This window comes from Streptococcus nidrosiense (assembly GCF_042140045.1).
GTDB classification, from domain to species: domain Bacteria; phylum Bacillota; class Bacilli; order Lactobacillales; family Streptococcaceae; genus Streptococcus; species Streptococcus nidrosiense.
In genome coordinates this window covers 1,028,179-1,053,673 of the sequence record NZ_CP152419.1, presented here as the reverse complement: position 1 = coordinate 1,053,673, position 25,495 = coordinate 1,028,179, and the positions used below count along the sequence as shown (strand labels likewise).

Annotated in this window: 24 protein-coding genes; 7 read left to right on the top strand and 17 right to left on the bottom strand. The window is 41.9% G+C overall.

All coding sequences use genetic code 11. The features are described 5' to 3' along the window. Positions 1-44: 44 nt before the first annotated feature. Together AAFQ93_RS05050 and AAFQ93_RS05045 are read right to left on the bottom strand one after the other, a co-directional pair. On the bottom strand, positions 45-1,019 hold the full coding sequence (locus AAFQ93_RS05050) for a sensor histidine kinase (protein ID WP_375554836.1): 975 nt from the start codon (positions 1,017-1,019) through the stop codon (positions 45-47). After that, positions 1,012-1,689: a response regulator transcription factor gene (locus AAFQ93_RS05045; RefSeq protein WP_000548968.1), complete on the bottom strand. Its 678-nt coding sequence runs from the start codon at positions 1,687-1,689 to the stop codon at positions 1,012-1,014. The genes AAFQ93_RS05050 and AAFQ93_RS05045 overlap by 8 nt, the downstream gene beginning before the upstream one ends. 95 nt (positions 1,690-1,784) lie before the next feature. Here AAFQ93_RS05045 and AAFQ93_RS05040 point away from each other — a divergent pair, with 95 nt between their 5' ends. Together AAFQ93_RS05040 and AAFQ93_RS05035 are read left to right on the top strand one after the other, a co-directional pair. Beyond that, positions 1,785-2,861: a DUF2974 domain-containing protein gene (locus AAFQ93_RS05040; RefSeq protein WP_375555775.1), complete on the top strand. Its 1,077-nt coding sequence runs from the start codon at positions 1,785-1,787 to the stop codon at positions 2,859-2,861. Positions 2,862-2,964: 103 nt separating this feature from the next. After that, positions 2,965-3,594: an MBL fold metallo-hydrolase gene (locus AAFQ93_RS05035; protein ID WP_375554835.1), complete on the top strand. Its 630-nt coding sequence runs from the start codon at positions 2,965-2,967 to the stop codon at positions 3,592-3,594. A gap of 39 nt (positions 3,595-3,633) precedes the next feature. Here AAFQ93_RS05035 and AAFQ93_RS05030 read toward each other — a convergent pair whose 3' ends face one another. Continuing rightward, positions 3,634-5,526, bottom strand: coding sequence for a M13 family metallopeptidase (locus AAFQ93_RS05030; protein WP_375554834.1), 1,893 nt, complete (start codon positions 5,524-5,526; stop codon positions 3,634-3,636). Between the two features lie 179 nt (positions 5,527-5,705). Between AAFQ93_RS05030 and AAFQ93_RS05025 the strand changes: the two genes are divergently transcribed. From AAFQ93_RS05025 to AAFQ93_RS05005, 5 genes are all read left to right on the top strand, one after another. Then, positions 5,706-6,428 (top strand): metal ABC transporter ATP-binding protein, encoded by a 723-nt coding sequence (locus AAFQ93_RS05025; protein ID WP_375554833.1) that lies wholly within the window; start codon positions 5,706-5,708, stop codon positions 6,426-6,428. Continuing rightward, on the top strand, positions 6,425-7,273 hold the full coding sequence (locus AAFQ93_RS05020) for a metal ABC transporter permease (protein WP_000559786.1): 849 nt from the start codon (positions 6,425-6,427) through the stop codon (positions 7,271-7,273). The genes AAFQ93_RS05025 and AAFQ93_RS05020 overlap by 4 nt, the downstream gene beginning before the upstream one ends. Before the next feature lie 31 nt (positions 7,274-7,304). After that, on the top strand, positions 7,305-8,234 hold the full coding sequence (locus AAFQ93_RS05015) for a metal ABC transporter substrate-binding lipoprotein (protein ID WP_375554832.1): 930 nt from the start codon (positions 7,305-7,307) through the stop codon (positions 8,232-8,234). Between the two features lie 120 nt (positions 8,235-8,354). Beyond that, positions 8,355-8,849, top strand: a complete 495-nt coding sequence (gene tpx / locus AAFQ93_RS05010; protein WP_075231205.1) for a thiol peroxidase — start codon at positions 8,355-8,357, stop codon at positions 8,847-8,849. 89 nt (positions 8,850-8,938) lie between these two features. Further along, positions 8,939-9,589, top strand: a complete 651-nt coding sequence (locus AAFQ93_RS05005; protein ID WP_375554831.1) for a metal-dependent transcriptional regulator — start codon at positions 8,939-8,941, stop codon at positions 9,587-9,589. A 43-nt stretch (positions 9,590-9,632) separates the two neighbouring features. Here the strand turns inward: AAFQ93_RS05005 and dtd are convergent, their stop codons facing one another. The 14 genes from dtd to AAFQ93_RS04935 form a co-directional block, all read right to left on the bottom strand. After that, complete coding sequence (gene dtd / locus AAFQ93_RS05000; protein ID WP_075229827.1) at positions 9,633-10,076, bottom strand: D-aminoacyl-tRNA deacylase; 444 nt, start codon at positions 10,074-10,076, stop codon at positions 9,633-9,635. Between the two features lie 29 nt (positions 10,077-10,105). Beyond that, positions 10,106-12,322 (bottom strand): RelA/SpoT family protein, encoded by a 2,217-nt coding sequence (locus tag AAFQ93_RS04995; protein ID WP_375554830.1) that lies wholly within the window; start codon positions 12,320-12,322, stop codon positions 10,106-10,108. A gap of 144 nt (positions 12,323-12,466) precedes the next feature. After that, on the bottom strand, positions 12,467-13,597 hold the full coding sequence (locus AAFQ93_RS04990) for an ABC transporter ATP-binding protein (protein WP_049504000.1): 1,131 nt from the start codon (positions 13,595-13,597) through the stop codon (positions 12,467-12,469). A gap of 113 nt (positions 13,598-13,710) precedes the next feature. Beyond that, positions 13,711-14,580 (bottom strand): helix-turn-helix domain-containing protein, encoded by an 870-nt coding sequence (locus AAFQ93_RS04985; RefSeq protein WP_223140736.1) that lies wholly within the window; start codon positions 14,578-14,580, stop codon positions 13,711-13,713. Positions 14,581-14,582: 2 nt separating this feature from the next. Further along, positions 14,583-14,969, bottom strand: a complete 387-nt coding sequence (locus AAFQ93_RS04980; protein ID WP_060955477.1) for a Mini-ribonuclease 3 — start codon at positions 14,967-14,969, stop codon at positions 14,583-14,585. After that, positions 14,962-16,305 carry a cysteine--tRNA ligase gene (cysS, locus tag AAFQ93_RS04975; RefSeq protein ID WP_375554829.1) on the bottom strand — a complete coding sequence of 448 codons (1,344 nt, stop codon included), beginning with the start codon at positions 16,303-16,305 and terminating at the stop codon, positions 14,962-14,964. Before cysS ends, AAFQ93_RS04980 begins: the two co-directional genes overlap by 8 nt. A 228-nt stretch (positions 16,306-16,533) precedes the next feature. Further along, entirely contained in the window at positions 16,534-17,295 is a 762-nt protein-coding gene (locus tag AAFQ93_RS04970; protein WP_373114760.1) for a nucleoside phosphorylase, read from the bottom strand. 79 nt (positions 17,296-17,374) lie between these two features. Next, positions 17,375-17,992 carry a serine O-acetyltransferase gene (cysE, locus tag AAFQ93_RS04965; RefSeq protein ID WP_000539996.1) on the bottom strand — a complete coding sequence of 206 codons (618 nt, stop codon included), beginning with the start codon at positions 17,990-17,992 and terminating at the stop codon, positions 17,375-17,377. Positions 17,993-18,007: 15 nt separating this feature from the next. Continuing rightward, positions 18,008-20,230 carry a polyribonucleotide nucleotidyltransferase gene (gene pnp, locus AAFQ93_RS04960; RefSeq protein ID WP_375554828.1) on the bottom strand — a complete coding sequence of 741 codons (2,223 nt, stop codon included), beginning with the start codon at positions 20,228-20,230 and terminating at the stop codon, positions 18,008-18,010. Between the two features lie 459 nt (positions 20,231-20,689). Beyond that, positions 20,690-21,556, bottom strand: coding sequence for a methylenetetrahydrofolate reductase [NAD(P)H] (metF, locus tag AAFQ93_RS04955; RefSeq protein WP_223140733.1), 867 nt, complete (start codon positions 21,554-21,556; stop codon positions 20,690-20,692). 62 nt (positions 21,557-21,618) lie between these two features. After that, positions 21,619-23,868, bottom strand: a complete 2,250-nt coding sequence (gene metE, locus AAFQ93_RS04950; protein ID WP_375554827.1) for a 5-methyltetrahydropteroyltriglutamate--homocysteine S-methyltransferase — start codon at positions 23,866-23,868, stop codon at positions 21,619-21,621. A gap of 345 nt (positions 23,869-24,213) precedes the next feature. Next, entirely contained in the window at positions 24,214-24,507 is a 294-nt protein-coding gene (locus AAFQ93_RS04945; protein WP_000797747.1) for a helix-turn-helix domain-containing protein, read from the bottom strand. Positions 24,508-24,692: 185 nt separating this feature from the next. After that, a complete protein-coding gene (locus AAFQ93_RS04940; protein WP_373114764.1) occupies positions 24,693-25,058 on the bottom strand; it encodes a TIGR02328 family protein in 366 nt (121 codons plus the stop codon). Then, on the bottom strand, positions 25,042-25,446 hold the full coding sequence (locus tag AAFQ93_RS04935) for a YbgA family protein (RefSeq protein ID WP_375554826.1): 405 nt from the start codon (positions 25,444-25,446) through the stop codon (positions 25,042-25,044). Before AAFQ93_RS04935 ends, AAFQ93_RS04940 begins: the two co-directional genes overlap by 17 nt. Positions 25,447-25,495 lie beyond the last annotated feature (49 nt).

Sequence of the window (25,495 nt, the reverse complement as noted above, 5' to 3'; positions counted from 1 at the left end):
AAGAAGAGCTTGAAAGGTTTCTTCCAAGCTCTTCACAATTCTTTTCATTCAATCAGTAAATTCACTTCAGAGAACTTAATCCTCACAGTTGTTCCTTGCCCAAGTTCGGATTCTATTTGAATCTGATGTCCTAATTCTTGGCTGATTTTCTGGGTTAGATAGAGCCCAAGTCCAGATGACTGCTGGGTCATTCGACCATTATATCCTGAAAATCCACGTTCAAAGACTCGCAAGCGATCACTGTTTTTGATACCAATCCCAGTATCCTTGATGCAAAGGTCTGAACCTTCCATGTAGATTTCAAGCCCACCTTCATTTGTGTACTTGAGGCTATTTGACAGGATTTGTTCAATGACTACCAACAGCCATTTCTTATCCGTCACAATCTTTCTGTCCAAGTCATGCAGATTAATACTTAGATCTTTCTGGATAAAGAAAATGGCATATTTGCGAATGACTTCCTTGACCAGATCTTCTATATTTTCTTTCTTCAACACCAAATCATCATGGAAACTTTCTAAGCGTAGATATTGGAGAACGAGATTGGTATAGGAATCAATCTTAAAAATTTCCTGCTCCAACTGTTGCTTCAGTTGGCGATCCGCCACCTCGCTTACAAGGAGTTTACTGGCTGCAATTGGTGTTTTTATCTGATGAACCCAGAGTGTATAGTAGTCCACCAAATCATTATAGCGGTTTTCAGCATCTGATTTCTTTTGATAGAGTTCAGATTCGCTTTTCTCTAATTTTTCAGTCAGAAGAACTTCCATTGGTGACTTAGCTTTTCTTTCGCCATAGAGCAATTCCTTACGATAACGTTGCAATTCTATCAAGAAATCATATACCAAAAACAAAAATGTCAAAAATGTAGATAGAAAGAAGAAATAGTTAAAGTAGGGCACTTGACTAACAAATAGGACATCAAAAAGAAAGATGAGACCCGTCAATAACAGAATAAAAGCAAAAAAACGGCTACGCGAACGGATATAAGCTAGAAAAAAACTTTTAAGTTCAAGCATGTTTCAATCCGTACCCTATCCCTTTCTTGGTTTCGATAAAACCAATCAAACCTTCTTCCTCCAATTTCTTACGCAAACGAGCGACATTAACAGACAAGGTATTGTCGTCAATAAAAAAGTCACTGTTCCAGAGTTCACGCATCAAATCATCACGCGCTACGATATTTCCCGCATGTTCAAATAAAACCCGCAAAATCTGAAATTCATTCTTTGTTAAACTGATAGCTTTGCCATTGACATGCACATCCATAGACTTGGTATTGAGGATAACTCCAGCATACTCTAGGAGACTCTCATCCCGACCAAACTCATAAGAGCGGCGCAATAATCCCTGTACCTTAGCTAAAAGGACCTGCTGGTCAAAAGGCTTGGTCACAAAATCATCTGCCCCCATATTAATAGCCATCACGATGTCCATAGCCTGGTCTCTTGATGACAGAAACATAATAGGAACTTTGGAAATCTTGCGAATCTCCTGGCACCAGTGATAACCATTAAAGAGAGGCAAGCCGATATCCATGAGAACCAGATGAGGTTCAGACTGAACAAATAGTGTGAGAACCTCCATGAAGTCTTCTACCATGACTACCTCAAATCCCCACTCAGAGAGCATTTTCCCAACTTGCTGACGAATAACTGGATCATCTTCTACTAGTAAAATCTTGTGCATCTGCTCCTCCTTTTTCTATATTATAGCAAAATTCTTCTCACTACTAGCGAAATTGATGTAAATCTGATATGATAAAAGTTAAGAAAGGAATTCTCATGGCCAATATTTTTGACTACCTAACTGACGTTCAATACGATTCTTTTTATGATATTCCCTTAAATGAACTAGATATACTTGCTTTGACAGAGCTGACCTATCTTTCTTTTGATAATCTATTGGACCAGCCTGTCAATCGTTTAAGCGATGTTGCAACACGCGTCCCTCGAGAAAGTACCATGTTGACCAATAAAGAACGGCTTCAGCTCCTGGATCAGTTATCCCAACACAAACGTTTTAGAAATTGCAAGCTATCAAACTTTGTTAACGAGATTGACACTGAGCAACAGAAACAGTTCGCTGCTATGACCTATCGTCTGAACCTAGATACTTATCTGATTGTCTTTCGTGGCACAGACGACAGTATTATTGGCTGGAAGGAAGATTTCCATATGACCTATATGAAGGAAATCCCTGCCCAAAAACATGCTCTTGAATATCTAGAAGATTTCTTTACCCAACATCCAAAACAAAAAGTCATGCTTGCTGGACATTCTAAAGGTGGGAATCTAGCCGTCTTTGCTGCAAGTCAAATCCAACCTGAATTGCAAGACAAGATATCTGCAATTTATACCTATGATGCCCCTGGTTTGCAGGCTCATCTGACTGAAACCACTGGTTATCAAGATGTTACTCCAAAAATTCGCCGCTATGTCCCACAGGGATCTGTCATTGGCATGATGCTAGAAGTTCCTGATACTCCTACCGTCGTCAAATCTACGGCTCTCGGCGGTATCGCCCAACACAATACTTTCAGCTGGCTAACTGAAGGACACCACTTTGTCCAACTAGAGGAAATTAGTAGCGAAAGTCTCCAAATCAAAGACGCTCTTAAAGAATGGGTGGACAGTGTTCCCGATGAAGAACTCGAACTCTACTTTGATCTCTTCTTTGGAACCATTCTAGAATCTGGAATCACTTCCATCAACGATTTATCTTCTAGAAATGCTATTGAACACATTCAACAACTTGTTTCTCAAGCCCAGACACTAGAGCCTGAGCAAGTCGAAATCTTAAAAAATCTGACACAACTCCTACTGGATGCTCGATTCCATGCCTGGAAGAATCATTTTTAATCAATAACAAGGTCTCTTCTCTGAAGGGACTTTCTTCTTGATTCCTTATTTTATGCTTCTATGTTATACTAATAGGAGTATATTCTTTGAAAGAGGAAATCCTATGAAAATCCATAAAACTGTAAATCCTGTTGCCTATGAAAATACCTATTATCTAGAAGGAGATAAACACCTGATTGTAGTCGATCCTGGTAGCCATTGGGAGGCCATTCGCAAGACTATCGAAACCATCAATAAACCGATCTGTGCCATTCTTCTGACCCACACTCACTACGACCATATTATGAGTCTTGACTTGGTCAGAGATACTTATGGAAATCCTCCAGTCTATGTGGCAGAAAGTGAAGCTTCTTGGCTCTATACTCCTGTCGACAACCTTTCAGGTCTCCCTCGACATGACGATATGGCAGATGTCATCTGCAAACCAGCTGAACACACATTTGTCTTTCATGAAGAATACCAGATTGAGGAGTTCCGCTTCACTGTATTACCAACGCCAGGCCACTCTATCGGTGGAGTTTCATTGGTTTTCCCAGATGGACACTTGGTCTTAACGGGAGATGCCCTTTTCCGAGAAACCATTGGTCGGACAGATTTGCCAACTGGTAGTATGGAACAACTCCTTCATAGTGTCCAAACCCAGCTCTTCACCCTTCCAAACTACGATGTCTATCCAGGACATGGTCCGGCTACGACCATCGCTCACGAAAAAACCTTTAATCCATTTTTCTAGCAAGAGAAAAACCAAGGACAATCATCCTTGGTTTTTTGATTACCAAATAATCACACGATCTTCTGGTGAGCGCCACATGCCGTCGCCTTCTTTGACATCATAGGTCGTAAAGAAGTCATCAAAGTTTGGCACTTGTACGTTAACACGGAGTTTAGCTGGAGCATGTACGTCGACGCTAGCCATGAGTTTCATCAACTCTGGACGGCCTTTCATACGCCAGATACGAGCAAAGTTATGGAAGAACTCTTCTGCTGAGAAGTCAGGCTCTCTCTTGGCAGCTTCTAGCGCTGCAGCGATTCCTCCAAGGTCGGCAACGTTTTCGGATACAGTTAATTTCCCATTGATTTTTGCACCGTAAGATTCTTGACCATCAAACTGGTCGATAACCTTCTGTGTTTTTTCTTTAAAGGCTGCATAATCGCTCTCAGTCCACCAGTCCTTGAGGCTACCATTTTCATCAAAGGAAGCCCCATTTGTATCAAAAGCATGAGAAATTTCATGGGCGATAACCGCTCCGATCCCACCATAGTTGGCAGAAGATGACTGGTGCAAATCATAGAATGGAGCCTGTAAAATAGCAGCTGGGAAGACAATCAAGTTCTTTTGTGGATTGTAGTAGGCATTCACCATATGAGCAGGCATTCCCCACTCCTTATAGTCAACTGGCTGGTTCCACTTGCTCCAGCTGTGCTTGATTTCAACACGCGCAAAGGCTAGAGCATTCTCAAAGAGACTAGCAGATTCATCCACTACCTTGTCCTTATAGCGAGCTGGCAGTTCTTCTGGATAACCAATATAAGGCTTGATGACATTGAGTTTGACGATAGCTTTTTCTCGAGTTTCAGGAGTCAGCCAGTCATTTTTAGCCAAACGTTCCTTATAAACGTCAATCATGGTAGCTACTTTTTTCTCTACGTCTGCCTTGGCTTCTGGAGAGAATTTTTCGTGGGCATACCAAAGACCAAGGGCTTGTTTGAATGGTCCTTGAGCTAAGTGGTAAGCTGCCTTGCGTTTGTCTTGAGCCTCTGGAACTCCTGAAAGAGCTCGTCCGTAGGCACCTGACAAGATACGAATCTCATCTGTCAAATAGCTCGTTGAAAGATTGACTACACCTAAGATCAAGCCTGCCTTGAGCAAAGGCCAAGCTTCTTCACTATAGAATTGCTCTGCTGCTTGCCAGAAACGTTCTTCATCTACGATAATCTTGTCTGGTGTTTGTCCAATCACCGCTTGGAAAAAATCATCTAAAGGAAGTGCAGGAGCAAACTTTTTGAAATCTTCATAAGAATATGGATGATAAAGTTTGGCGTATTCTGAACTCTCTTCGTTAGAGAGGACCACAGCTGCGATATGGCGGTCCAATTCCAATCGTTTCTCTAGCAATTCTGCGATTTCTTCATCTGAGAAGTTATAGGCTTTGAGGAGATTAGCAGTACTTTCTTTCCAAAGGTTCAATAATTCCTCACGCTGTGGATGGTCTTCCGCATAGTAGGTCGTATCAGGTAAAATTGTTCCTGGAGCACTAGCCCAAAGAACATTGGTTCTAGCATCCATAAAGTCTGGTGATACACCAAATGGAAGGAAGTTTGGTTTACCAGCTAATTCGAATGTAGCTAGTTTACTTGCGAAATCCGCAAAACTTTCCAAATCTTGGTATTCCTTAAGCAAAGGAAGGACTGGTTTGATTCCATCTGCTTCTCGTTTGTCAAAATCTCTGACCATAGCATGGTACTTGACAAAATTTGCTAGGATAGGATCTTCTGGAAGATCTTCTCCTGCCAACCACTTGTCTGTCGTCGTTAGCATCAACTCTTCGATTTCTTCGTCAAGGTCGATAAAACCACCTGTTCTCGATTTATCAGCTGGAATGACGGCAGTCTTTTCCCATTCACCATTTATAGCATCATAAAAATCATCTTGATAACGTGTCATCTTGTTCTCGCTTTCCTATTTTCACTTATTCTTAGCTTAGCAAAAATCCCTGGGGAATGCAATTAAAAATGCTGTCTTCTCCTGATTGTTTTCTAGTTAATATTTTAAATATTTACAAAAATTAACTTGACTTAATTTTTATTTTAATGTATATTAAAAGATAGGAGGAATATAACTGTATGATACGTATTGAAAACCTCAGTGTCTCCTACAAAGAAACGTTGGCACTTAAGGATATTTCACTAGTGCTCCATGGACCAACGATTACCGGAATTATTGGTCCAAACGGTGCTGGAAAATCAACCTTATTAAAAGGTATGCTGGGAATTATCCCACATCAAGGTCAGGCATTTCTCGATGACAAGGAAGTTAAAAAATCCTTACATCGAATCGCCTATGTCGAACAAAAAATCAATATCGACTACAACTTTCCCATCAAGGTCAAGGAATGCGTCTCGTTAGGACTATTTCCCTCTATTCCTCTCTTTCGAAGTTTAAATGCTAAACATTGGAAGAAAGTGCAAGAGGCCCTTGAAATCGTCGACCTAGCTGACTACGCTGAACGGCAAATCAGTCAACTGTCTGGAGGTCAATTCCAGCGGGTCTTGATTGCCAGATGTTTGGTGCAGGAAGCCGACTATATCCTCTTGGATGAACCCTTTGTTGGGATTGACTCAGTCAGTGAGGAAATCATCATGAATACGCTGAGAGATCTGAAAAAAGCTGGGAAGACGGTTCTCATCGTCCACCACGACCTCAGCAAGGTTCCCCACTACTTCGATCAAGTCTTGCTTGTCAATCGAGAAGTGATTGCCTTTGGTCCGACCAAAGAAACTTTTACCGAAGCCAATCTAAAAGAAGCTTACGGTAATCGACTCTTTTTCAATGGAGGTGACCTATGATTGCAGAATTTATCGATGGATTGCAAAAATTCCATTTCCTACAAAATGCCTTGATAACAGCTATTGTCGTCGGGGTCGTAGCTGGAGCTGTGGGATGTTTCATCATTCTACGCGGGATGTCACTCATGGGAGATGCCATTTCACATGCTGTCTTGCCAGGTGTAGCCCTCTCCTTCATCTTGGGCCTTGACTTCTTTATCGGAGCCATTGTCTTTGGATTGCTAGCTGCCATCATCATTACCTACATCAAGGGGAACTCGATTATCAAAAGCGATACCGCCATCGGCATTACCTTTTCTTCTTTCTTAGCCCTCGGTATCATCTTGATTAGTGTCGCTAAAAGTTCAACTGACCTTTTCCATATCCTTTTTGGTAATATCCTAGCCGTCCAAGATACGGATATGTTTATTACTATGGGTGTAGGGGCAGCCATTCTCTTGTTAATCTGGATTTTCTTCAAGCAACTCTTGATCACTTCCTTTGATGAACTCTTGGCTAAGGCCATGGGAATGCCTGTCAATTTCTATCACTACTTACTCATGGTACTCCTAACTCTCGTGTCTGTGACAGCTATGCAAAGTGTCGGAACTATCCTGATTGTAGCCATGCTGATTACCCCAGCAGCAACTGCTTATCTCTATGCTAATAGCCTGAAAAGTATGATTTTCCTTTCCTCAACCTTTGGAGCTACAGCTTCAGTTTTGGGGCTCTTTATCGGCTATAGCTTTAACGTTGCGGCAGGTTCTAGTATCGTGCTTACAGCCGCTAGTTTCTTTCTTATTAGCTTCTTTATCGCTCCAAAACAACGATATTTGAAACTGAAAAATAAACATTTGTTAAAATAAGGGGCAAAACCCCAATAAATTGGAGGATCTAATGAAAAAATTAGGTACATTGCTGATTCTCTTTCTTTCCGTCATTGCTCTTGTAGCATGTTCTACTGGAAAGAAAGATGCAGCTTCTGGTCAAAAACTAAAAGTTGTTGCTACAAACTCAATCATCGCTGATATTACTAAAAATATTGCTGGTGATAAGATTGATCTTCACAGTATCGTTCCTGTTGGTCAAGACCCACACGAATACGAACCACTACCTGAAGACGTCAAGAAAACTTCTCAAGCTGATTTGATTTTCTATAACGGGATCAACCTTGAAACAGGTGGCAATGCTTGGTTTACAAAATTGGTAGAAAATGCTAAGAAAACTGAAAACAAAGACTACTTTGCAGTCAGCGAAGGCGTTGATGTTATCTACCTTGAAGGTCAAAACGAAAAAGGCAAAGAAGACCCACACGCTTGGCTTAACCTTGAAAACGGTATGATCTTTGCTAAAAACATCGCAAAACAATTGAGCGCTAAAGACCCTAGCAACAAGGAATTCTACGAAAAAAATCTCAAAGAATATACTGATAAGCTAGACAAACTTGACAAGGAAGCTAAAGAGAAATTTAACAACATTCCTGCTGAGAAAAAACTCATCGTAACCAGCGAAGGATGCTTCAAATACTTCTCTAAAGCCTATGGTGTCCCAAGTGCCTATATCTGGGAAATCAATACTGAAGAAGAAGGAACTCCTGACCAAATCAAGACTTTGGTTGAAAAACTTCGCCAAACAAAAACTCCTTCACTCTTTGTAGAATCAAGCGTGGATGACCGTCCAATGAAAACTGTTTCTCAAGACACAAACATCCCAATCTACGCACAAATCTTTACTGACTCTATCGCTGAAGAAGGTAAAGAAGGCGATAGCTATTACAACATGATGAAATACAACCTTGACAAGATTGCTGAAGGTTTGTCTAAATAATCATTTTAAAAAACGTCAGTCACCATGAATTGGCGTTTTTGTCTATTTAAATTTCGGTCAAATTATTGGAAGAGTCTGAACATTTAATGTAAAATGAAAGAAAAAAGATTGGAGTAGCTTATGACTACATTCCTTGGAAACCCTGTTACTTTTACGGGAAAACAACTACAAGTAGGAGACAAGGCACTTGATTTCTCTCTCACAACGACTGACCTCTCTAAAAAAACACTAGCTGATTTTGAAGGCAAGAAAAAGATTTTGAGTGTCATTCCTTCTATCGACACTGGTATCTGCTCACTTCAGACTCGTCGCTTTAACCAAGAATTGGCTAGCTTAGACAACACTGTTGTCTTAACGGTGTCTATGGACCTCCCCTTCGCTCAAAAACGCTGGTGTGGTGCTGAAGGAATTGAGAATGCCATCATGCTCTCAGACTACTATGACCATTCCTTTGGACGCGATTATGCCCTCTTAATCAATGAATGGCATCTGCTTGCACGCGCAGTTTTTGTTCTCGATGCTGATAATACCATCCGCTACGTCGAATACGTGGATAATATCAACAGCGAGCCAAACTTTGAAGCAGCCATTGAAGCAGCAAAGTCGCTTGACTAAAAGAAAGCCCACTTGTAACAAGACAGAAAGCTAGAGAAATCTAGCTTTTTTTGGTATACTAGATGGAGATAATAAACAAGGAAATACGAATGACACCAAATAAAGAAGATTACTTAAAATGTATTTATGAGATTGGCATGGAAGTTCCTAAGATTACCAACAAGGAAATCGCTGCTCGAATGCAGGTATCACCTCCAGCAGTAACCGAAATGATCAAGCGCATGCAATCCGAAAATCTTATCCTAAAAGATCAGAAAAAGGGCTACTTACTAACGGATATTGGCTTAAAGCTGGTCTCTGAGCTTTATCGTAAGCATCGACTGATAGAGGTCTTTCTAGTTCACCATCTAGACTATACCAGCAACCAGATTCACGATGAGGCTGAGGTATTAGAGCATACAGTTTCAGATCTTTTTGTGGAGAGACTGGAGAGTATGTTAGGCTTTCCAAAGACCTGTCCCCATGGAGGAACCATTCCTGCTAAGGGTGAGCTTCTAGTTGAGGTTAATAACCTGCCACTTTCTGATATCAAAGAAGTAGGAAACTACCTTCTGACAAGAGTTCATGACAGCTTTGAAATCCTCCAATATTTGGATAAACATGTCATCCATATTGGAGACCAACTCCAAGTCAAGCAGTTCGATGGCTTCTCTAATACCTTTACCCTGATTCACAACAATGAAGAACTTCAAGTCAGCCTCGAAATCGCTAAACAACTCTATGTTGAAAAAATGAACTAAAGTCTTTATCAGCAAAAAACCAAGCCCGCTAGCTTGGTTTTTCTTATCTATTTTTGGTGTCAAGAATGATTGTTACCGGTCCATCATTGACCAGTTCCACCTGCATATCTGCTCCGAAAATACCTGTTTTCACAGGAACTTCCTTGGCTAGTTCTCGGTTAAAATCTTGATAGAAAGCCTCTGCAACATCAGGCTTAGCAGCACCTGTAAAAGCTGGGCGATTCCCTTTTTTGGTATCGGCAAAAAGAGTGAATTGAGAGATGGAAAGGATTTCTCCTTGGATATCCTTGACTGATAAATTCATCTTACCTTCGGTATCTGAAAAGATACGCATGTTGACAAGTTTTCTCACTGCATAATCCAAATCTTCTTTTTGATCCTCAGGGCCAACACCAACTAGGAGTAATAATCCCTGCTGGATTTGTCCATATACCTGACCTTCAATGCTAACTTGGGCTTTTTTGACCCTCTGAATAATGATTTTCATAATAGCCTTTCTAGATCTATCGCCCCAACTTAACCATTGGTCCGTTTAACAGAGTAGACTTCTGGTACACTCTTAATCTTATCAACTACCGTTGTCAGAGTTGAAAGGTTAGAAATCCCAAATGAAACGTGAATATTCGCAAATTTCATATCTTTGGTAGGCTGGGCATTGACCGTTGAGATGTTTTTAGTTGTATTTGACAAGACCTGTAAAACATCGTTCAAAAGTCCAGTACGATTGAGACCGTAAATATCGATATGAGCGATATATTCCTTGCTTGAGAATTGATCTTCCCACTCAACATCTAATAGACGTTGCTCGTAGTTTTCCTGGGAACGAAGATTCATACAGTCAACACGGTGGATAGCAACACCACGACCTTTAGTAATGTAGCCGACGATATCATCACCTGGAACAGGGTTACAACATTTGGCAATCCGCACCAAGAGACCAGAGGCTCCCTCGATGACAACACCACCCTCATGCTTCACCTTGAGAGTTTCTTTGTTTTCAACCTTGACTTCGCCACCCTTGACCAACTCTTCAGCTTCTGCCCTGGCCTTGGCGCGTTCTTCCTCACGGCGCTCTTTTTCAGTTAAACGGTTAAAGACTGTGATGGCTCCAATTTCCCCAAAACCAATAGCCGCAAAGAGAGCTTCCTCAGTCTTGTAGCTAGTTTTTTGGAGGACTTCATCCATATGACGCTTGTCCATGAATTTATTAGCCACATAGCCATTCTCCTGGAATTGACTCATCAGCATTTCACGGCCCTTGTTGATGGACAATTCTTTGTCTTGGTTCTTAAAGAACTGACGAATCTTGTTCCGAGCTTTGCTGGTCTTGACCATGGTAAGCCAGTCACGGCTTGGCCCAAAGGAATTTGGATTGGTGATGATTTCAACCTGGTCACCCGTTTTTAGCTTGGTAGTCAAGGGAACCATACGGCCATTAACCTTGGCACCTGTTGCTTTTTCACCAATCTTTGTATGAATTTCATAGGCAAAGTCAATCGGTCCAGAATCCTTTGGAAGTGAACGAACCGCTCCATCTGGAGTAAAGACATAAATCTCCTCAGCCAGATAGTTTTCTTTGACAGTATCCACAAATTCTTTGGCATCATCCGCTTGATCTTGGAGCTCCATCATCTCCTTGATCCAGTTCATTCCAATAGCAGATTCCTTGCTATTAACTTGCCCCTTGATTCCTTTTTTGTAGGCCCAGTGAGCCGCAACCCCGTACTCAGCAACCTCGTGCATCTCCTTAGTACGAATCTGGAACTCAATCGGCCCTTTTGGACCATAAACGGTCGTATGGATAGACTGGTAACCATTGGCCTTACGATTGGCAATATAGTCTTTAAAACGTCCTGGCATTGGTTTCCATAGCTCATGAACATAACCTAGCATCGCATAGACATCACTCTGAGTGTCTAGGATACAACGAATAGCAATCAGGTCATAGATCTCTTCAAAGCGTTTTTTCTTATCCTGCATCTTACGATAGATAGAGTAGATATGCTTTGGACGACCGTAGATTTTTCCTGTAAGATGGCGCTCAGATGAGTATTCCTCAAGTTTCGTCACAACTTCATCGACCAAGGCTTCGCGTTCTTGACGTTTTTCCTTCATCATATGACTAATCTTGTAAAATTCAGTTGGATTCAGATAGCGGAAAGAGAGGTCTTCTAGTTCCCACTTAACGCTTGAAATCCCCAAACGGTGAGCAAGCGGTGCATAGATTTCCATGGTTTCTCTAGAAATACGCTCCTGCTTGTCCTTACGAAGATGTTTGAGGGTGCGCATATTGTGCAGTCGGTCAGAGAGTTTGACCAAGATAACACGGATATCCTCTGACATGGCCATAAGCATCTTGCGGTGGTTTTCAGCCAGCTGCTCTTCGATAGACTTGTACTCAACCTTACCAAGTTTGGTAACACCGTCCACAATCACTCGAACATCATGGCCAAACTCACGCTCTAAGTCATCCAAGGTAGCTTCTGTGTCTTCTACCACGTCATGCAAAAAACCGCAGGCAACTGTAACAGCATCTAGCTTAAGTTTAGCCAAAATTCCAGCTACCTGAATGGGATGAATAATGTAGGGCTCACCTGATTTACGATACTGGCCACTATGGCATTCAACAGCATAAACCAAGGCCTTATGGACAAAAGCCACATCTTCTTTCGATAAATATTTTTGCGTTAAAGCGACAACTTCATCGCCTGAATAAATTACTTCTTTTGGCATGCATACTCTCCAATTCTTCCTACCATTTTAACACTTTTTTGAGGATATGAAAACTAGAAAAGCCTCTTCTGTAAGAGTTTGCTAAACTTAATAAAAAAACACTACCAGAAAAACTCTAGTAGTGCTCATTGATTAAAATCTATCTTAGTAAACTGTTCTTTCAGTTTCTACGTCGAAGAAGTGTGCTTTGTTCAAGTCAAATCCAAGTTCAACTGTTGCACCTGCTTGCAAGTAGTCACGAGCGTCAACTTTTGCAACGAACTCATCTTTACCAACTTGGCAGTATAGGTGAGATTCTGAACCGAGCAATTCTGATACAGAGATTGTTGCTTTCACAACTGATTCTGGGAATGTTTCAAGGAAAGCAGGTTCAGCATTTACGTCTTCTGGACGGATACCGAAGATCAATTCTTTACCTTCGTAACCTTTTTCACGAAGAACTTTCAAAGCACCTTCTGGAACTTTCAACGTAAATCCGTCAGCAACAATGCGGTCACCGTTCAATTTAACATTGATGAAGTTCATAGCTGGGCTTCCGATAAATCCTGCTACGAATTTGTTAACTGGGTTTTTGTAAACTTCTTGAGGAGTACCGATTTGTTCAACACGTCCGATAGTACCAGTACCAGCAGGGTTTTTAGTTGCTGACATGATAACGATACGGTCTGCAAGTGTCATCGCTTCTGTTTGGTCGTGAGTTACGTAGATAGTTGTAGCTCCAATACGACGGTGGATTTTAGCGATTTCAGCACGCATTGATACACGAAGTTTTGCATCCAAGTTTGACAAAGGTTCGTCCATCAAGAATACTTTTGCATCACGGACAATCGCACGACCCATGGCAACACGTTGACGTTGACCACCTGAAAGGTCAGCTGGTTTACGATCCAAGAATTCTTTCAAACCAAGAATTTCAGCTGCTTCTTGTACACGTTTGTCAATGTCTTCTTTGCTGTATTTACGCAATTTCAAACCAAAAGCCATGTTATCGTATACAGTCATGTGTGGGTAAAGAGCGTAGTTTTGGAATACCATGGCAATGTCACGGTCTTTTGGAGCCACGTCGTTGACAACCACGCCATCGATAGATGCAGTACCTTCTGTGATGTCTTCAAGACCTGCAATCATACGAAGTGTAGTTGATTTACCACATCCTGAAGGTCCTACGAAAACGATGAACTCTTTGTCTTTGATGTTCAAGTTGAAATCTTCAACTGAGTAGTGTTCGCTATTTGGATATTTTTTGTAAATATTTTTAAGATTTAATTCTACCATTTCGGTGAACTCCTTTTGTCATTTGATAGTTTTATTATAGATGAAAACGCTTTACATTTCTATGGCAAGGTGACCAAAAAAATAAAAAAGTTCTGTGCAACTTGCACAAAACTTTAGATTATATCTGGTAAAATCAACTGATAACACAAGGTTAAATCTGTCAATTCTTTCAACTGCAGTCCTGTCAATTCTTCCCATTTATCAATCTTGTATTGGAGAGAATTGCGGTGCAGATAGAGCTGCTGAGCTGTTTTTGTCAGGACTGCACTATTTTCCCACAGTGAAAGGATGATTTCCTGAATCTGATCCTGGTCCACAATCATCTGATGCAGATATTCCTTGATAACTCGGAGATCCACAATTCTTTCACCCATACTCCAAAGATAGAGTTGAGAAAAAGTATAGAATCCTTGATGACCTTGACGCCACCAGTTTTTAAACAAGTCACGTTCTGCTTTGATGAGATCTGTCAAACTCTGATTTCCTGTTTGAGACCAGACCTGACCAAGCATAATAGACAGACGAACTCCAAAGTCGTACTCTACAGCTTCCAAGGTATCCATCAAGATAGAGCGAACGGATGTGTACTTATCCTGTTGGAGAACAAAAATGTAATCTTGCGCTCCCACCTGAAGCACTGTTTGACAATTTGGAAAGAGAGTTCCCATCATTTCTAACCAAGACGTTAAATTTTCCTGTTGAAAATAGGATAGGTGACAATAGACAAGCTGCAATTTTTTAAAGTTTTGCGGTGCCTGTCCTTTGCCTTCAATGAGATAACTATACCAGGGATTGAGGGAAATGGTTTGCTCCTGTTTGGTTAAGAGAGCCACCAGTTGTTTTTCACGCTCGCTAAGACTAGCTTCCTCAAGCAAAAGCCACTGATAATTTGACAGAGGTAGACTTAGATAACCCTCTTTATCAACTGGCTGATCTAAGATTTTACCATCAGGAAACCAATCCAGTAGTTCTTTTGCAATCATTTCTAGCCCTCCACTTTTTGGATGCACCAAGAAATCAAGGTTTCGAGGCGCTCCACATTTTCAGTCATATGAAGATAGCCCATGACCGCTTCAAAACCCGTGGACATACGGTAGGTTACCACATCCGCATTCTTAGCCTTAGTATGGCTGTTTGTGTTGCGCCCCCGTTTATAGATTTCTTCTTCTTTTTCCGTTAGGATTTCTTCTTCCAGCATGAGGGAAATCAAATATGCCTGAGCCTTGGCCGACACATACTTGGTTGCCTCTTGGTGAAGTTTATTGGGCTTGGTCATGCCTTTGAGAATGAGATGGCGACGAATATACATGGAATACACCGCATCCCCTTCAAAGGCTAGCGCAATCCCGTTAATGAGATTGACATCAATCACGTGTCCACCTCACTCCATCCTTGGTGTCAAGTAGCTTAATCCCTTGTGCAGCTAGTTGGTCACGGATTTGGTCAGCTGTCGCAAAGTCTTTATTAGCACGCGCTTCTTGGCGTTTTTGGATCAAGGCTTCAATCTCTTCATCCAAAACTTCTTCGACAAAGACTACTCCAAAGACTTCTAACATGGCCGCAAGAGCTTCCTTAACGGTTGCATCATAGTTGCCTGAGTTGATCCATTTGGCCATTTCAAAGACAACTGTGATTCCATTAGCTGTATTGAAATCCTCATCCATAGCAGCTACAAACTTATCTTTAAATGCCTGTAACTCTTGAGCATCTACAGTTCCAGTAAATGGTTGTTCATAGGTATTCTTCAAATACTTGAGATTTGTCTCCGCATCACGCACTGCTTTTTCCGTAAAATTGATAGGCTTACGGTAGTGCTGAGTCGCAAAGAAGAATCGCAATACTTGACCGTCGATAGTTTTGAGAGCATCGTGTACCGTAATGAAGTTTCCCAAAGACTTAGACATCTTGACATTGTCGATATTGACAAAGCCATTGTGCATCCAGTAGTTGGCGAAGGTCTTGCCTGTTTTAGCTTCTGACTGGGCAATTTCGTTGGTGTGGTGCGGAAACTCAAGGTCAGCTCCACCACCGTGAATATCGATGGTATCACCTAAAATCTCCGTTGACATGACCGAACACTCGATATGCCAGCCTGGACGACCAGGTCCCCAAGGACTATCCCAAGAAATCTCACCTGGTTTGGCAGATTTCCAGAGGGCAAAGTCTACAGGATTTTCCTTGCGAGCCGTTTCTTCATCTGTACGACCTGAAGCACCTAGCTCCAAGTCTTCTAGGGTTTTATTGGCCAATTTAGCATAGTTATGAGATTTTTCTACACGAAAATAGACATCCCCTTGGCTCTCATAGGCATAGCCCTTTTCAATCAAGTCTTCTACAAAACGGATGATGTCAGCCATAAACTCTACAACACGTGGATGACGAGTCGCAGGTTTCACCCCCAAAGCCGTCACATCTTCACGAAAGGCAGCGATATACTTGTCCGCTACTTCCTGAGGTGTGATACCTTCTTCCTTGGCACGGTTGATAATCTTATCATCCACATCGGTAAAGTTTGAAATGTAGGCAACCTCATAACCACGGTACTCAAAGTAGCGACGAATGGTATCGAAGGCTACTGTTGAACGGGCATTCCCCACGTGGATATAGTTATAAACTGTCGGCCCACAGACATACATCTTAACCTTGCCGTCCTCGATTGGGACAAATTCTCGCAAATCACGCGACATAGTGTCATAGATTTTAATCATAAAATAATAGTCAGGAAAGCTAAAATTCATAAACAGATATTTTCATAACTAACTGTTCAACGAAATTTTAGTCCGATTGCCTGTCACAAATCGGATTTCCTTGCTCCTTTCTAAACATAAAAGAAGAATGAAGTAAAAAGATGAAGGGAGTCACTACGGAAGTTTTATTTCTATGTTTTCCGTTAGGCTCCCTTCCTTTCTTGTTTCAAATTTATCGTAAAGACTAGTCTAAACTAACTCTTGAGCAATGACTAGGGCGATCTCAAAGAAAGTCATAGCATCCGCTTTTCTATCCTCGCGTCTAGCATCCCATTCGTGATTGTGATGGTCGACATAGTCAGCTGTGTAGAAAAATTGATAGACATTGGCTTGGCGATATTGGGCCCAGGCCATGATAGCTGAAGCTTCCATATCTACAACTCTAGCTCCTGCTGCTAGTCTTCGTTTGACTTTAGCAGCTGTCTCACGATAGAAGGCATCTGTGGTCCAAGACTTTGTTCGAATATGCTCAATACCAGCTTTATCCAAGGCTTTTTCCATAGTTAATAGTAGAGATCGCTCATAGGCTATTTCATCACTTGCTGGAGCATAGTGATAACTAGTACCTTCATCACGTAAAGCCGAGCTTGGTAGGATAATCTTATCTGCTTGAATAGACTGGTCCAGAACTCCGCAAGATCCCAAAACAATAAAGTTCTTAAATCCTCTTGCTTTGAGTTCTTCTAAGAGTCCAACAACCATTGGAGCACCAATCGTAGCCATAGCAACTGCTACCTTACTCCCATCTTTTTCATAGATATACCATGGCAGTTTGCCATTTAGATTGGTAAGATAGCCACCTTCGTAGACACCATCTATCTGCTTTACTCGTTCAAGGATTTCTCCATTAAAAGACAAGATTATGGTATCACAAACCTCTCCACCACTTAGGAGGCTTCGATCAGTTGGCTCGATAACAGCAGGTACATTTTCAAATTCTTCTAATAGCATTTATTACTCTTTCGCATTCAGATAAACCACTTGGGTTTGTTTGACAAAGCCAATCTTTTCAAACGGACGAAATCAAATGTTAAAGCTCGGACGATCTATGACTGGCATCTCTCGCTTGCTCGAGTTTATTGACGTAGTATTCCCTTTTTCCTTCAACTTCATGAATGGTTGGTTCATCCTTTTGCCCATGCACTCGAACAATCTTGGCTGGAATACCGACAACCGTCACATCACTAGGAACATCTGCCACAACAACTGCTGCAGCACCTACTTTGGCATTTTCACCGATTTCTACAGGCCCGATAACTTGGGCATGTGCAGATATGAGAGCTCCCTTACGCACGGTCGGATGGCGTTTGCCAACATCCTTCCCTGTCCCACCAAGAGTTACCCCGTGATAGAGAAGAACGCCCTTCTCAACAATGGCCGTCTCCCCAATCACAAGACCAGAACCGTGGTCGATAAAGACTCCTGATTCGATCTGAGCTCCTGGGTGAATCTCAATTTGCGTCCAAAAACGCCAAAATTGGCTGTGCATACGAGCTAAGAGTTTAAAGCCATTCTTCCAGAGAAAATGAGAGAGACGGTGAGCAGCCAAGGCTTTTACACCAGGATAGGTCAAAAGAACCTCCAAAGTGGTGCGAGCCGCTGGATCATTTTCTTTTACGATATCAATGGTTTCACGCCACCATCCCATACAATTCTCCTTTTCTTATTCTGAGTCTTTTGGTGTTTCTGTAGTTTCTTTCTTAGGTTTGTTGTCCTTGTGATGGTGACGAGGACGATCGCCATGACGATGACCCTTTTCACCTTTTTCTTCTGAATGTTCAGGTTTCGGTGGACGTGGCAATAGTGCTTTCATCGAAGCATCTACACGACCTTTTTCGTCAATCTTGATAATCTTAACATCCACTTCATCACCAATGGCTACCAAGTCTTCGACACGGTTAGTGCGAGTCCAAGCCATTTCAGAGATGTGAACGAGAGCGTCAGTCTTGTCAAAGAGGTTGACAAAGGCACCGAATTTCTCGATACGAACCACTTTGGCATGGTAGACTTCGTCCACTTTGGCCTCACGAACCAAACCAGCAATAATCTCTTTAGCACGGTTAATGGCAGCTTGGTCACTAGAGTAGATAGACACGTTACCTTCTTCGTCGATATCAATCTTAACGCCTGTTTCAGCGATGATCTTATCAATGGTTTCTCCACCTTTACCGATGACAATTTTAATCTTGTCCACATCGATCTTGATGGTATCAATTTTCGGAGCAGTTGGAGCCAATTCTGGACGAACTTCTGGAATGGTAGCTTCGATGACGTCAAGGATTTCAAAACGAGCTTTCTTGGCTTGAGCAAGAGCCTCTGTCAAGATTTCTGCAGTAATCCCTTGGATCTTGATATCCATTTGAAGGGCTGTAATCCCATCACGAGTACCTGCAACCTTGAAGTCCATGTCACCAAAGTGGTCTTCCAAACCTTGGATATCTGTCAATACTGTATAGTTGTTTCCATCTGAGATAAGACCCATAGCAATACCAGCTACTGGCGCCTTGATTGGCACACCACCAGCCATAAGGGCAAGTGTTCCCGCACAGATAGAGGCTTGAGATGAAGAACCGTTTGATTCCAAGACTTCTGCTACTAGACGGATAGCGTATGGGAATTCTTCCAAGCTTGGCAATACTTGAGCAAGAGCACGCTCACCAAGAGCACCGTGACCAATTTCACGACGACCTGGTGCACCGTAACGACCAGTTTCCCCTACAGAGTATTGAGGGAAGTTATAGTGGTGCATAAAGCGTTTCTTGTACTCTGGATCCAAACCATCGATGATTTGCGTTTCACCCATTGGCGCCAAAGTCAAGATAGAAAGAGCCTGAGTTTGTCCACGAGTAAAGAGACCTGAACCGTGCACACGGGGAACGAAGTCAACAACCGCATCCAAAGGACGGATTTCATCGACCTTACGACCATCAGGACGAACTTTGTCTTCAGTAATCAAACGGCGCACTTCTGCGTGTTCCATTTGTTCCAAGATTTCAGCCACATCACGCATGATACGGTCAAATTCTTCATGGTCTACATATTTTTCTTCGTAAACGGCTATGACTTGGTCTTTCACTGCTTGAGTTGCAGCTTCACGAGCCAATTTCTCTTCTACTTGGACCGCTTTTTGAAGGTCACTGTTGTAGGCTGCGATGATTTCAGCTTGCAAGTCAGCATCTACATGAAGCAATTCTACTTCTGCTTTTTCCTTACCGACTGCCGCAACGATTTCTTCTTGGAAGGCAATCAATTCTTTAACGGCTTCATGTCCTTTGAGAAGAGCTTCCAACATGATTTCTTCTGACAATTCTTTGGCACCAGACTCTACCATGTTGATAGCGTGCTTCGTACCTGCTACTGTCAATTCAAGAAGCGATTGCTCTGCTTGTTCTTGCGTTGGGTTGATGACGATTTCCCCGTCGACATAACCCACTTGTACACCAGCGATTGGTCCGTCAAATGGAATATCTGAAATAGACAAGGCCAATGATGAACCAAACATAGCTGCCATTGGTGCAGATGCATTTTCATCGTAAGAAAGAACCGTATTGATCACTTGCACTTCATTACGGAATCCTTCCGCAAACATCGGACGAATTGGACGGTCAATCAAACGCGCTGTCAAAGTCGCGTCTGTTGAAGGACGCCCTTCACGTTTCATAAAGCCACCAGGAAACTTCCCAGCTGCATACATTTTTTCTTCGTAGTTGACTTGAAGCGGGAAGAAATCCCCAGTTGCCATCTTCTTAGACATAACGGCAGCAGTCAAGACAGTTGACTCACCGTAACGTACGACAACAGAGCCATTTGCTTGCTTAGCAACCTGACCAGTCTCTACAATCAACTCACGACCCGCAAAAGTCGTTTGAAACACTTGTTTTGTCATTTTAATCCCCTTTGGATTGATAAAATTATACGCCTTGCCTACAAAGATCAAGATATTTTGGACGGTTCGGCTTGCCGAACATTTCTGTAGAAAAATAGGAAGGTGACGCTGCACTCGATGAGTGCAAGGAAGCTTATCTTTTTTCCTAAGAAATGAGACCAAAATTCAGTTACCCAAGATACCAAGGCCGTCAGAAACAAAGTAAAAATAGGAACTGGTGAAGTCTTCGATGAAGACAAGACAGTTTATCTTTTTTACACAGCTTTTCTGCCGGGTTCAATTACTCAAAATATTTTGGACTTTTTGAGTTTCGTTTTCGCAACCTTTATAACCTAAATACCCTCATCTTTGTATCAAGTACGTACAGAGTCTATTTTATCATATTTTTCTTAAAAAGTGCTGTCTTTTCTATTAAAAAGGAACCATTCCTCCATGAAAAGAAGAATGGTTTGCTTTTTATTATCCTAAAGATTGGTGATTAAACAAGGCATGGGTTGCTTGGTGAATGTACTGAGCAGTATCTGCATTGTTCATGGTGTAGAGATGCACGCCTGCTACGTCTTGCGTTACCAAGTCCACGATTTGGTCCACGGCATAGGCAAGTCCTGCTGCTCTGAGTGACTCAGGGTCATTCTCATACTTGTCTAAGATAGCTTTAAACTTACGTGGAAGATGGATATTCTCACAAGTCTTCAAGAGACGAAGAGCTTGGTTACGATTCAGGATTGGCATGATACCCGCATGAATCGGTACATCAATACCAGCCAAGGTGCACTTGTCCTGGAAATCGTAGAATCGCTCATTGTCAAAGAAAAGCTGAGTGACAAGACTTGAGCAGCCTGCATCTACTTTTCTTTTCAGATTTTGAATATCTGAGATTTGGTTTGGCGAATCAGGATGTCCTTCTGGGTAACAAGCGCCAATAATTTCAAAGTGTGACGCCTGCTCCTTGATGAATTCAATCAGGTCTGTCGCATAACGGAAGTCCTTTTGTGGTTCCACATCAGGGATGATATCTCCACGAAGGGCCAAGATTTTCTGTACTCCCACCTTATCCAAATCTACAATTGTCTCAGCCACCTTATCCTTAGTCAGATAAATAGCTGGCAAGTGAGCAATGGTTGGAATCTCCAAGTCATTTTGGATATAATCAGCCAAACGAACCGTCGTCTCTTTGATATTAAATTTATTATTGCTGGCAGTCACACTGATAAAGTGTGGAGCCAAATCTTGCATGTTTTGCAGAGCTGCAATAATTTTGTCATTGCCTACTGCTGGGTTTGGAGGGAAAACTTCAAATGAGAGGGACGGTGTTTGACGTGACATATGTATGAACCTTTTCTAGTTGATTTCTTACTGATCAACCATGTATGGAGAAATGTCTTTTCTTACAATTTCTCACGTGCAGCTTTAGCAGCTTCTACAAGGCGGATCAAGCTTTCTTTAGTTTCTGGAATACCACGTGTTTTCAAACCACAGTCAGGGTTGATCCAAACTTTTCTGCTTGGTACTTTAGCAAGAATTGCTTCGATGGTGTGGTCGATTTCGCCTTCGTTAGGCACACGAGGTGAGTGGATATCGTAAACCCCAGGTCCAACTTCTGTTTGGAAGTTTTTCGCTTTGAGTTCGTCCAAGATTTCAAGGTTTGAACGGCTAGCTTCAAATGAGATAACGTCTGCATCCAAGTTGTCGATAGCTGGGATGATATCTGTAAATTCTGAGTAACACATGTGAGTGTGGATTTGTGTATCTGGTGCTACTGTTGAGTGCACCAAGCGGAAGGCTGGGATAGCCCAGTCAAGGTAGTCTTCGTACCAGTCGCTACGACGGAGTGGCAATTTCTCACGAAGAGCAGCCTCGTCGATTTGGATGATTTTCACGCCTGCAGCTTCAAGGTCAAGAACTTCATCCTTGATAGCAAGAGCGATTTGAAGAGTAGAATCCTTGATAGAGATGTCTTCACGTGGGAATGACCAGTTAAGGATGGTAACTGGTCCAGTCAACATACCTTTAACAGGTTTGTCAGTACGGCTTTGTGCATAGCTAGACCATTTAACAGTGATTGGGTTGAGACGAGTGACATCACCCCAGATGATTGGTGGTTTAACCCCACGCATACCGTATGATTGCACCCAACCGTTTTTAGAGAAGAGGTAACCTGACAAGTTTTGACCGAAGTACTCAACCATGTCGTTACGCTCGAATTCACCGTGTACAAGCACGTCAAATCCTACTTCTTCTTGCCACTTGATCCATTCGTCGATGGTTTCAGCAAGGAAGGCATCGTATTCTTCTTGTGACAATTCACCCTTACGGAAGGCCAAACGTTTAGCACGAACTTCTTTTGTTTGAGGGAATGAACCGATGGTTGTTGTTGGAAGAGCTGGAAGTTTGAATGCTTCTTCTTGGATAGCTTCACGTTCTGCGAAGGATGGCAAACGAGTGTAGTCTGCGTCAGTCAATCCAGCGATACGCGCACGAAGTTCCGCATTTTCACCAACACGTTCAGTCGCAAAGAGTTCTTTGTTGGCTGCAAGAGCTTCTGCACCTTGACCGTTGCGGATAGCATCTAAGTCACGGATCTCATCCAATTTTTCAACTGCAAAAGCAAAGTGGTTCAAGATAGCTGGTTCAAAGTCTTCATTAGCAGTTGTAAATGGCACGTGAAGAAGTGAACATGAGCTTGTCAAAACGATGTTTTCAGCAGGGATTTGCTCAAGAATAGCCAAGCTCTTTTCGTAGTTGTTGCGCCAGATGTTCTTACCATTGACAATACCTGCATAGAGAGTCTTGTCAGCTGGGAAGCCACCTTTAACGAGTTCAAGAGTTTTCTTACCTTCAACGAAGTCAAGACCAATTGCATCTACTGGCAATTTCACAAGATCAGCGTAAACGTCACGAACGTCACCGAAGTATGTTTGAAGCAAGACTTCAAGACCTTTTTTGTCAGCCAAGAGTTTGTTGTAGATGTTCAAGAAGAGGGCTTTTTCTTCTTCTGTCAAGTCTTTGACAAGAGCAGCTTCGTCGAGTTGGATACGAGTTGCACCAAGTTCAGCCAATTTCGCAAAAACATCTTGGTAAGCAGCTACTAAGCTATCTACGAAGTCTTCTGCTTTCACACCTTCTTCAAAGTCTGACAATTGAAGGAAAGTGAATGGTCCTACAAGGACAGGACGAGTGTTAAGACCAAGTTCTTTAGCTTCTTGGAACTCATCAAAGATCTTGTGACCAGCCAATTTTACTTGAGTGTCTTTTTCAAATTTAGGAACGATGTAGTGGTAGTTGGTGTTGAACCATTTCTTCATTGGAAGGGCACGAACATCCCCTTTTTCTCCTTGGTAACCACGTCCCAAAGCAAAGTAGCGTTCAAGGTCAGACAAGTCCAAGTTTTGTACTGAAGCAGGAACTACGTTGAAAAGGAAAGCTGCATCTAGGAAGTTGTCATAGTGAGAAAAGTCATTTGATGGAATCTCAGTGATGCCTTTTTCTTTAACGATGTTCCAGTGTTTTGCACGCAATTCTTTCGCAGCAGCCAAAAGTTCTTCTTCTGAGATTTCTTTTCTAAAGTATTTTTCAGTTGTAAATTTTAATTCGCGGAATTCACCCAAACGTGGGAAACCGATAATTGTTGTTGACATGTTTTGTCCTCCAAAAATTGTTGTTGAAACTATCTTAACAGAAAAGAAATCATCTGTATAATTGTAAAAAATTAGGCTTTGATATAGTTTGAAACTATATCGTAATTTGAAGTACAAAAAAAGATTTGGAGAAGATTCCCCAAATCCTTGATAGACAATGGTTAATAGATTTTCAAGATAGCCATGTTCATAGTCAAACTTGATTAAACCGAAAGATGACTATGGCTTGTTATTAGAAAAGACTATAGCTCTTTCTCTTCATTTTGATATTCCCCTTGAAACGTGCGGACGGGAGGTAAAATTATCCAGTGGATGATTTTAGCAAACCAAGTCATTTCATTCCTATCAACCTTTTTCCTGTTCAAGTGGTACAACTGCTAGTGTCTTTCCTAAACTGGCTAAAACTTTCAAGACCGTGTCTAACTGAGGACTGGTCTTTCCTGTTTCCATCCTAGCTATGACTGGCTGGCTCACTCCACTAAGTTCTTCTAACTTTTTCTGGCTAATTCCTTGCTCATGCCTAGCCTCAATCAACTCACTCATGATAGCCACTCGCATATCACTTTCAAGGATTTCCTCCTTGGTAAATAGTTGAGACCGAACATCCTTCCAATTACTCCCAATAGCACTATTCTTCATCACTTAACCCTCTTTCTTTTAAGTCCTTTAGTTCACGCTTGGCTTTTTTAAAATTATAACTTAAAAGTTATTAAAAGTAAATCCAAATACTTACAAAAAGAAGACCTTAGAATCATTCTAAAGGTCTCGTTTTTATTATTCGAAAAAATACGAAAAGAGTTCTGAATTAGTGTTAATCTTGACTCTTACTCCAGCTCTATCCCCTTCTCTCGGAGATTAGCCAGACACTCCTCATAGTAGGCTGTGTCATGCTCGCTATAGATAGGACTTTTCAGCTTCTCCTCTGCTATATTTTCATAAGGGGGGCAGGTCTTGCCACGGTAGTTCTTATCCAGCCACTCTGGACTGACATTGTAGCCACGGTCAGCCATCTCCTCCATGATCAAACGATGATAGGCATAGAGACGATAGGGCGAGTGGGTAAAGACATAGTCAACCGTCGCATGCTTTCTGCCCCAGCCATTGCCACGAAGGGCGCAGCACTCTCGATGTTGCCCCAAGAGCTGAGGACGGGGAAGTTGTGGAATCAAAGCCTCATGCCAAAGTCTCATGGGAGTCTCCTTTCAACAAGGTAGAATCTTGCAGATAAGCATTTGGGTAACGCTCCAGCAAATCTCGAGTCCTTGCAATCAAATCTTCCTTAGAAGCTTGACCAAAGCGATAGCGATCCAGCAAGAGCATATAGTCTTTACGCTCATCAAGGCTGGCTTGCTTTTTAAAATAGCCCCAAATATGCTGAAAAGCGTTGCAAACCTGACCCCTGTGTTCTGGAATCTGGCAGGCCCGGTCAATCATCTCTTGAACTTGACTCACTTCCACCACTTCTTGCTTGAGATACTGGCGAATATTCTTGTAAATATTACTAGAATGGCTCAAAACGAGATATTTGTTTCTAGCCCAGAGTTGCTGACAAAGGGCACGTTGGTTGTTATTATTCATAATTGACATTATACCATGTTTGAGTCAAAAACATTATTTCTTACATTAT

What these genes read in the sequence shown, in the direction of transcription:
- AAFQ93_RS05005 (WP_375554831.1), top strand. Translation starts at nt 8,939, where the DNA reads ATGACACCAAATAAAGAAGATTACTTAAAATGTATTTATGAGATTGGC.
- AAFQ93_RS04990 (WP_049504000.1), bottom strand. Translation starts at nt 13,597, where the DNA reads ATGGTAGAATTAAATCTTAAAAATATTTACAAAAAATATCCAAATAGC.
- dtd (WP_075229827.1), bottom strand. Translation starts at nt 10,076, where the DNA reads ATGAAAATCATTATTCAGAGGGTCAAAAAAGCCCAAGTTAGCATTGAA.
- AAFQ93_RS05020 (WP_000559786.1), top strand. Translation starts at nt 6,425, where the DNA reads ATGATTGCAGAATTTATCGATGGATTGCAAAAATTCCATTTCCTACAA.
- AAFQ93_RS05050 (WP_375554836.1), bottom strand. Translation starts at nt 1,019, where the DNA reads ATGCTTGAACTTAAAAGTTTTTTTCTAGCTTATATCCGTTCGCGTAGC.
- AAFQ93_RS04940 (WP_373114764.1), bottom strand. Translation starts at nt 25,058, where the DNA reads ATGAGACTTTGGCATGAGGCTTTGATTCCACAACTTCCCCGTCCTCAG.
- AAFQ93_RS04985 (WP_223140736.1), bottom strand. Translation starts at nt 14,580, where the DNA reads ATGATTGCAAAAGAACTACTGGATTGGTTTCCTGATGGTAAAATCTTA.
- AAFQ93_RS05030 (WP_375554834.1), bottom strand. Translation starts at nt 5,526, where the DNA reads ATGACACGTTATCAAGATGATTTTTATGATGCTATAAATGGTGAATGG.
- AAFQ93_RS04970 (WP_373114760.1), bottom strand. Translation starts at nt 17,295, where the DNA reads ATGCTATTAGAAGAATTTGAAAATGTACCTGCTGTTATCGAGCCAACT.
- AAFQ93_RS04935 (WP_375554826.1), bottom strand. Translation starts at nt 25,446, where the DNA reads ATGAATAATAACAACCAACGTGCCCTTTGTCAGCAACTCTGGGCTAGA.
- tpx (WP_075231205.1), top strand. Translation starts at nt 8,355, where the DNA reads ATGACTACATTCCTTGGAAACCCTGTTACTTTTACGGGAAAACAACTA.
- AAFQ93_RS04945 (WP_000797747.1), bottom strand. Translation starts at nt 24,507, where the DNA reads ATGAAGAATAGTGCTATTGGGAGTAATTGGAAGGATGTTCGGTCTCAA.
- AAFQ93_RS05035 (WP_375554835.1), top strand. Translation starts at nt 2,965, where the DNA reads ATGAAAATCCATAAAACTGTAAATCCTGTTGCCTATGAAAATACCTAT.
- cysE (WP_000539996.1), bottom strand. Translation starts at nt 17,992, where the DNA reads ATGGGATGGTGGCGTGAAACCATTGATATCGTAAAAGAAAATGATCCA.
- AAFQ93_RS05015 (WP_375554832.1), top strand. Translation starts at nt 7,305, where the DNA reads ATGAAAAAATTAGGTACATTGCTGATTCTCTTTCTTTCCGTCATTGCT.
- AAFQ93_RS05040 (WP_375555775.1), top strand. Translation starts at nt 1,785, where the DNA reads ATGGCCAATATTTTTGACTACCTAACTGACGTTCAATACGATTCTTTT.
- AAFQ93_RS04995 (WP_375554830.1), bottom strand. Translation starts at nt 12,322, where the DNA reads ATGCCAAAAGAAGTAATTTATTCAGGCGATGAAGTTGTCGCTTTAACG.
- metF (WP_223140733.1), bottom strand. Translation starts at nt 21,556, where the DNA reads ATGTCACGTCAAACACCGTCCCTCTCATTTGAAGTTTTCCCTCCAAAC.
- cysS (WP_375554829.1), bottom strand. Translation starts at nt 16,305, where the DNA reads ATGATTAAAATCTATGACACTATGTCGCGTGATTTGCGAGAATTTGTC.
- AAFQ93_RS05025 (WP_375554833.1), top strand. Translation starts at nt 5,706, where the DNA reads ATGATACGTATTGAAAACCTCAGTGTCTCCTACAAAGAAACGTTGGCA.
- AAFQ93_RS05045 (WP_000548968.1), bottom strand. Translation starts at nt 1,689, where the DNA reads ATGCACAAGATTTTACTAGTAGAAGATGATCCAGTTATTCGTCAGCAA.
- metE (WP_375554827.1), bottom strand. Translation starts at nt 23,868, where the DNA reads ATGTCAACAACAATTATCGGTTTCCCACGTTTGGGTGAATTCCGCGAA.
- pnp (WP_375554828.1), bottom strand. Translation starts at nt 20,230, where the DNA reads ATGACAAAACAAGTGTTTCAAACGACTTTTGCGGGTCGTGAGTTGATT.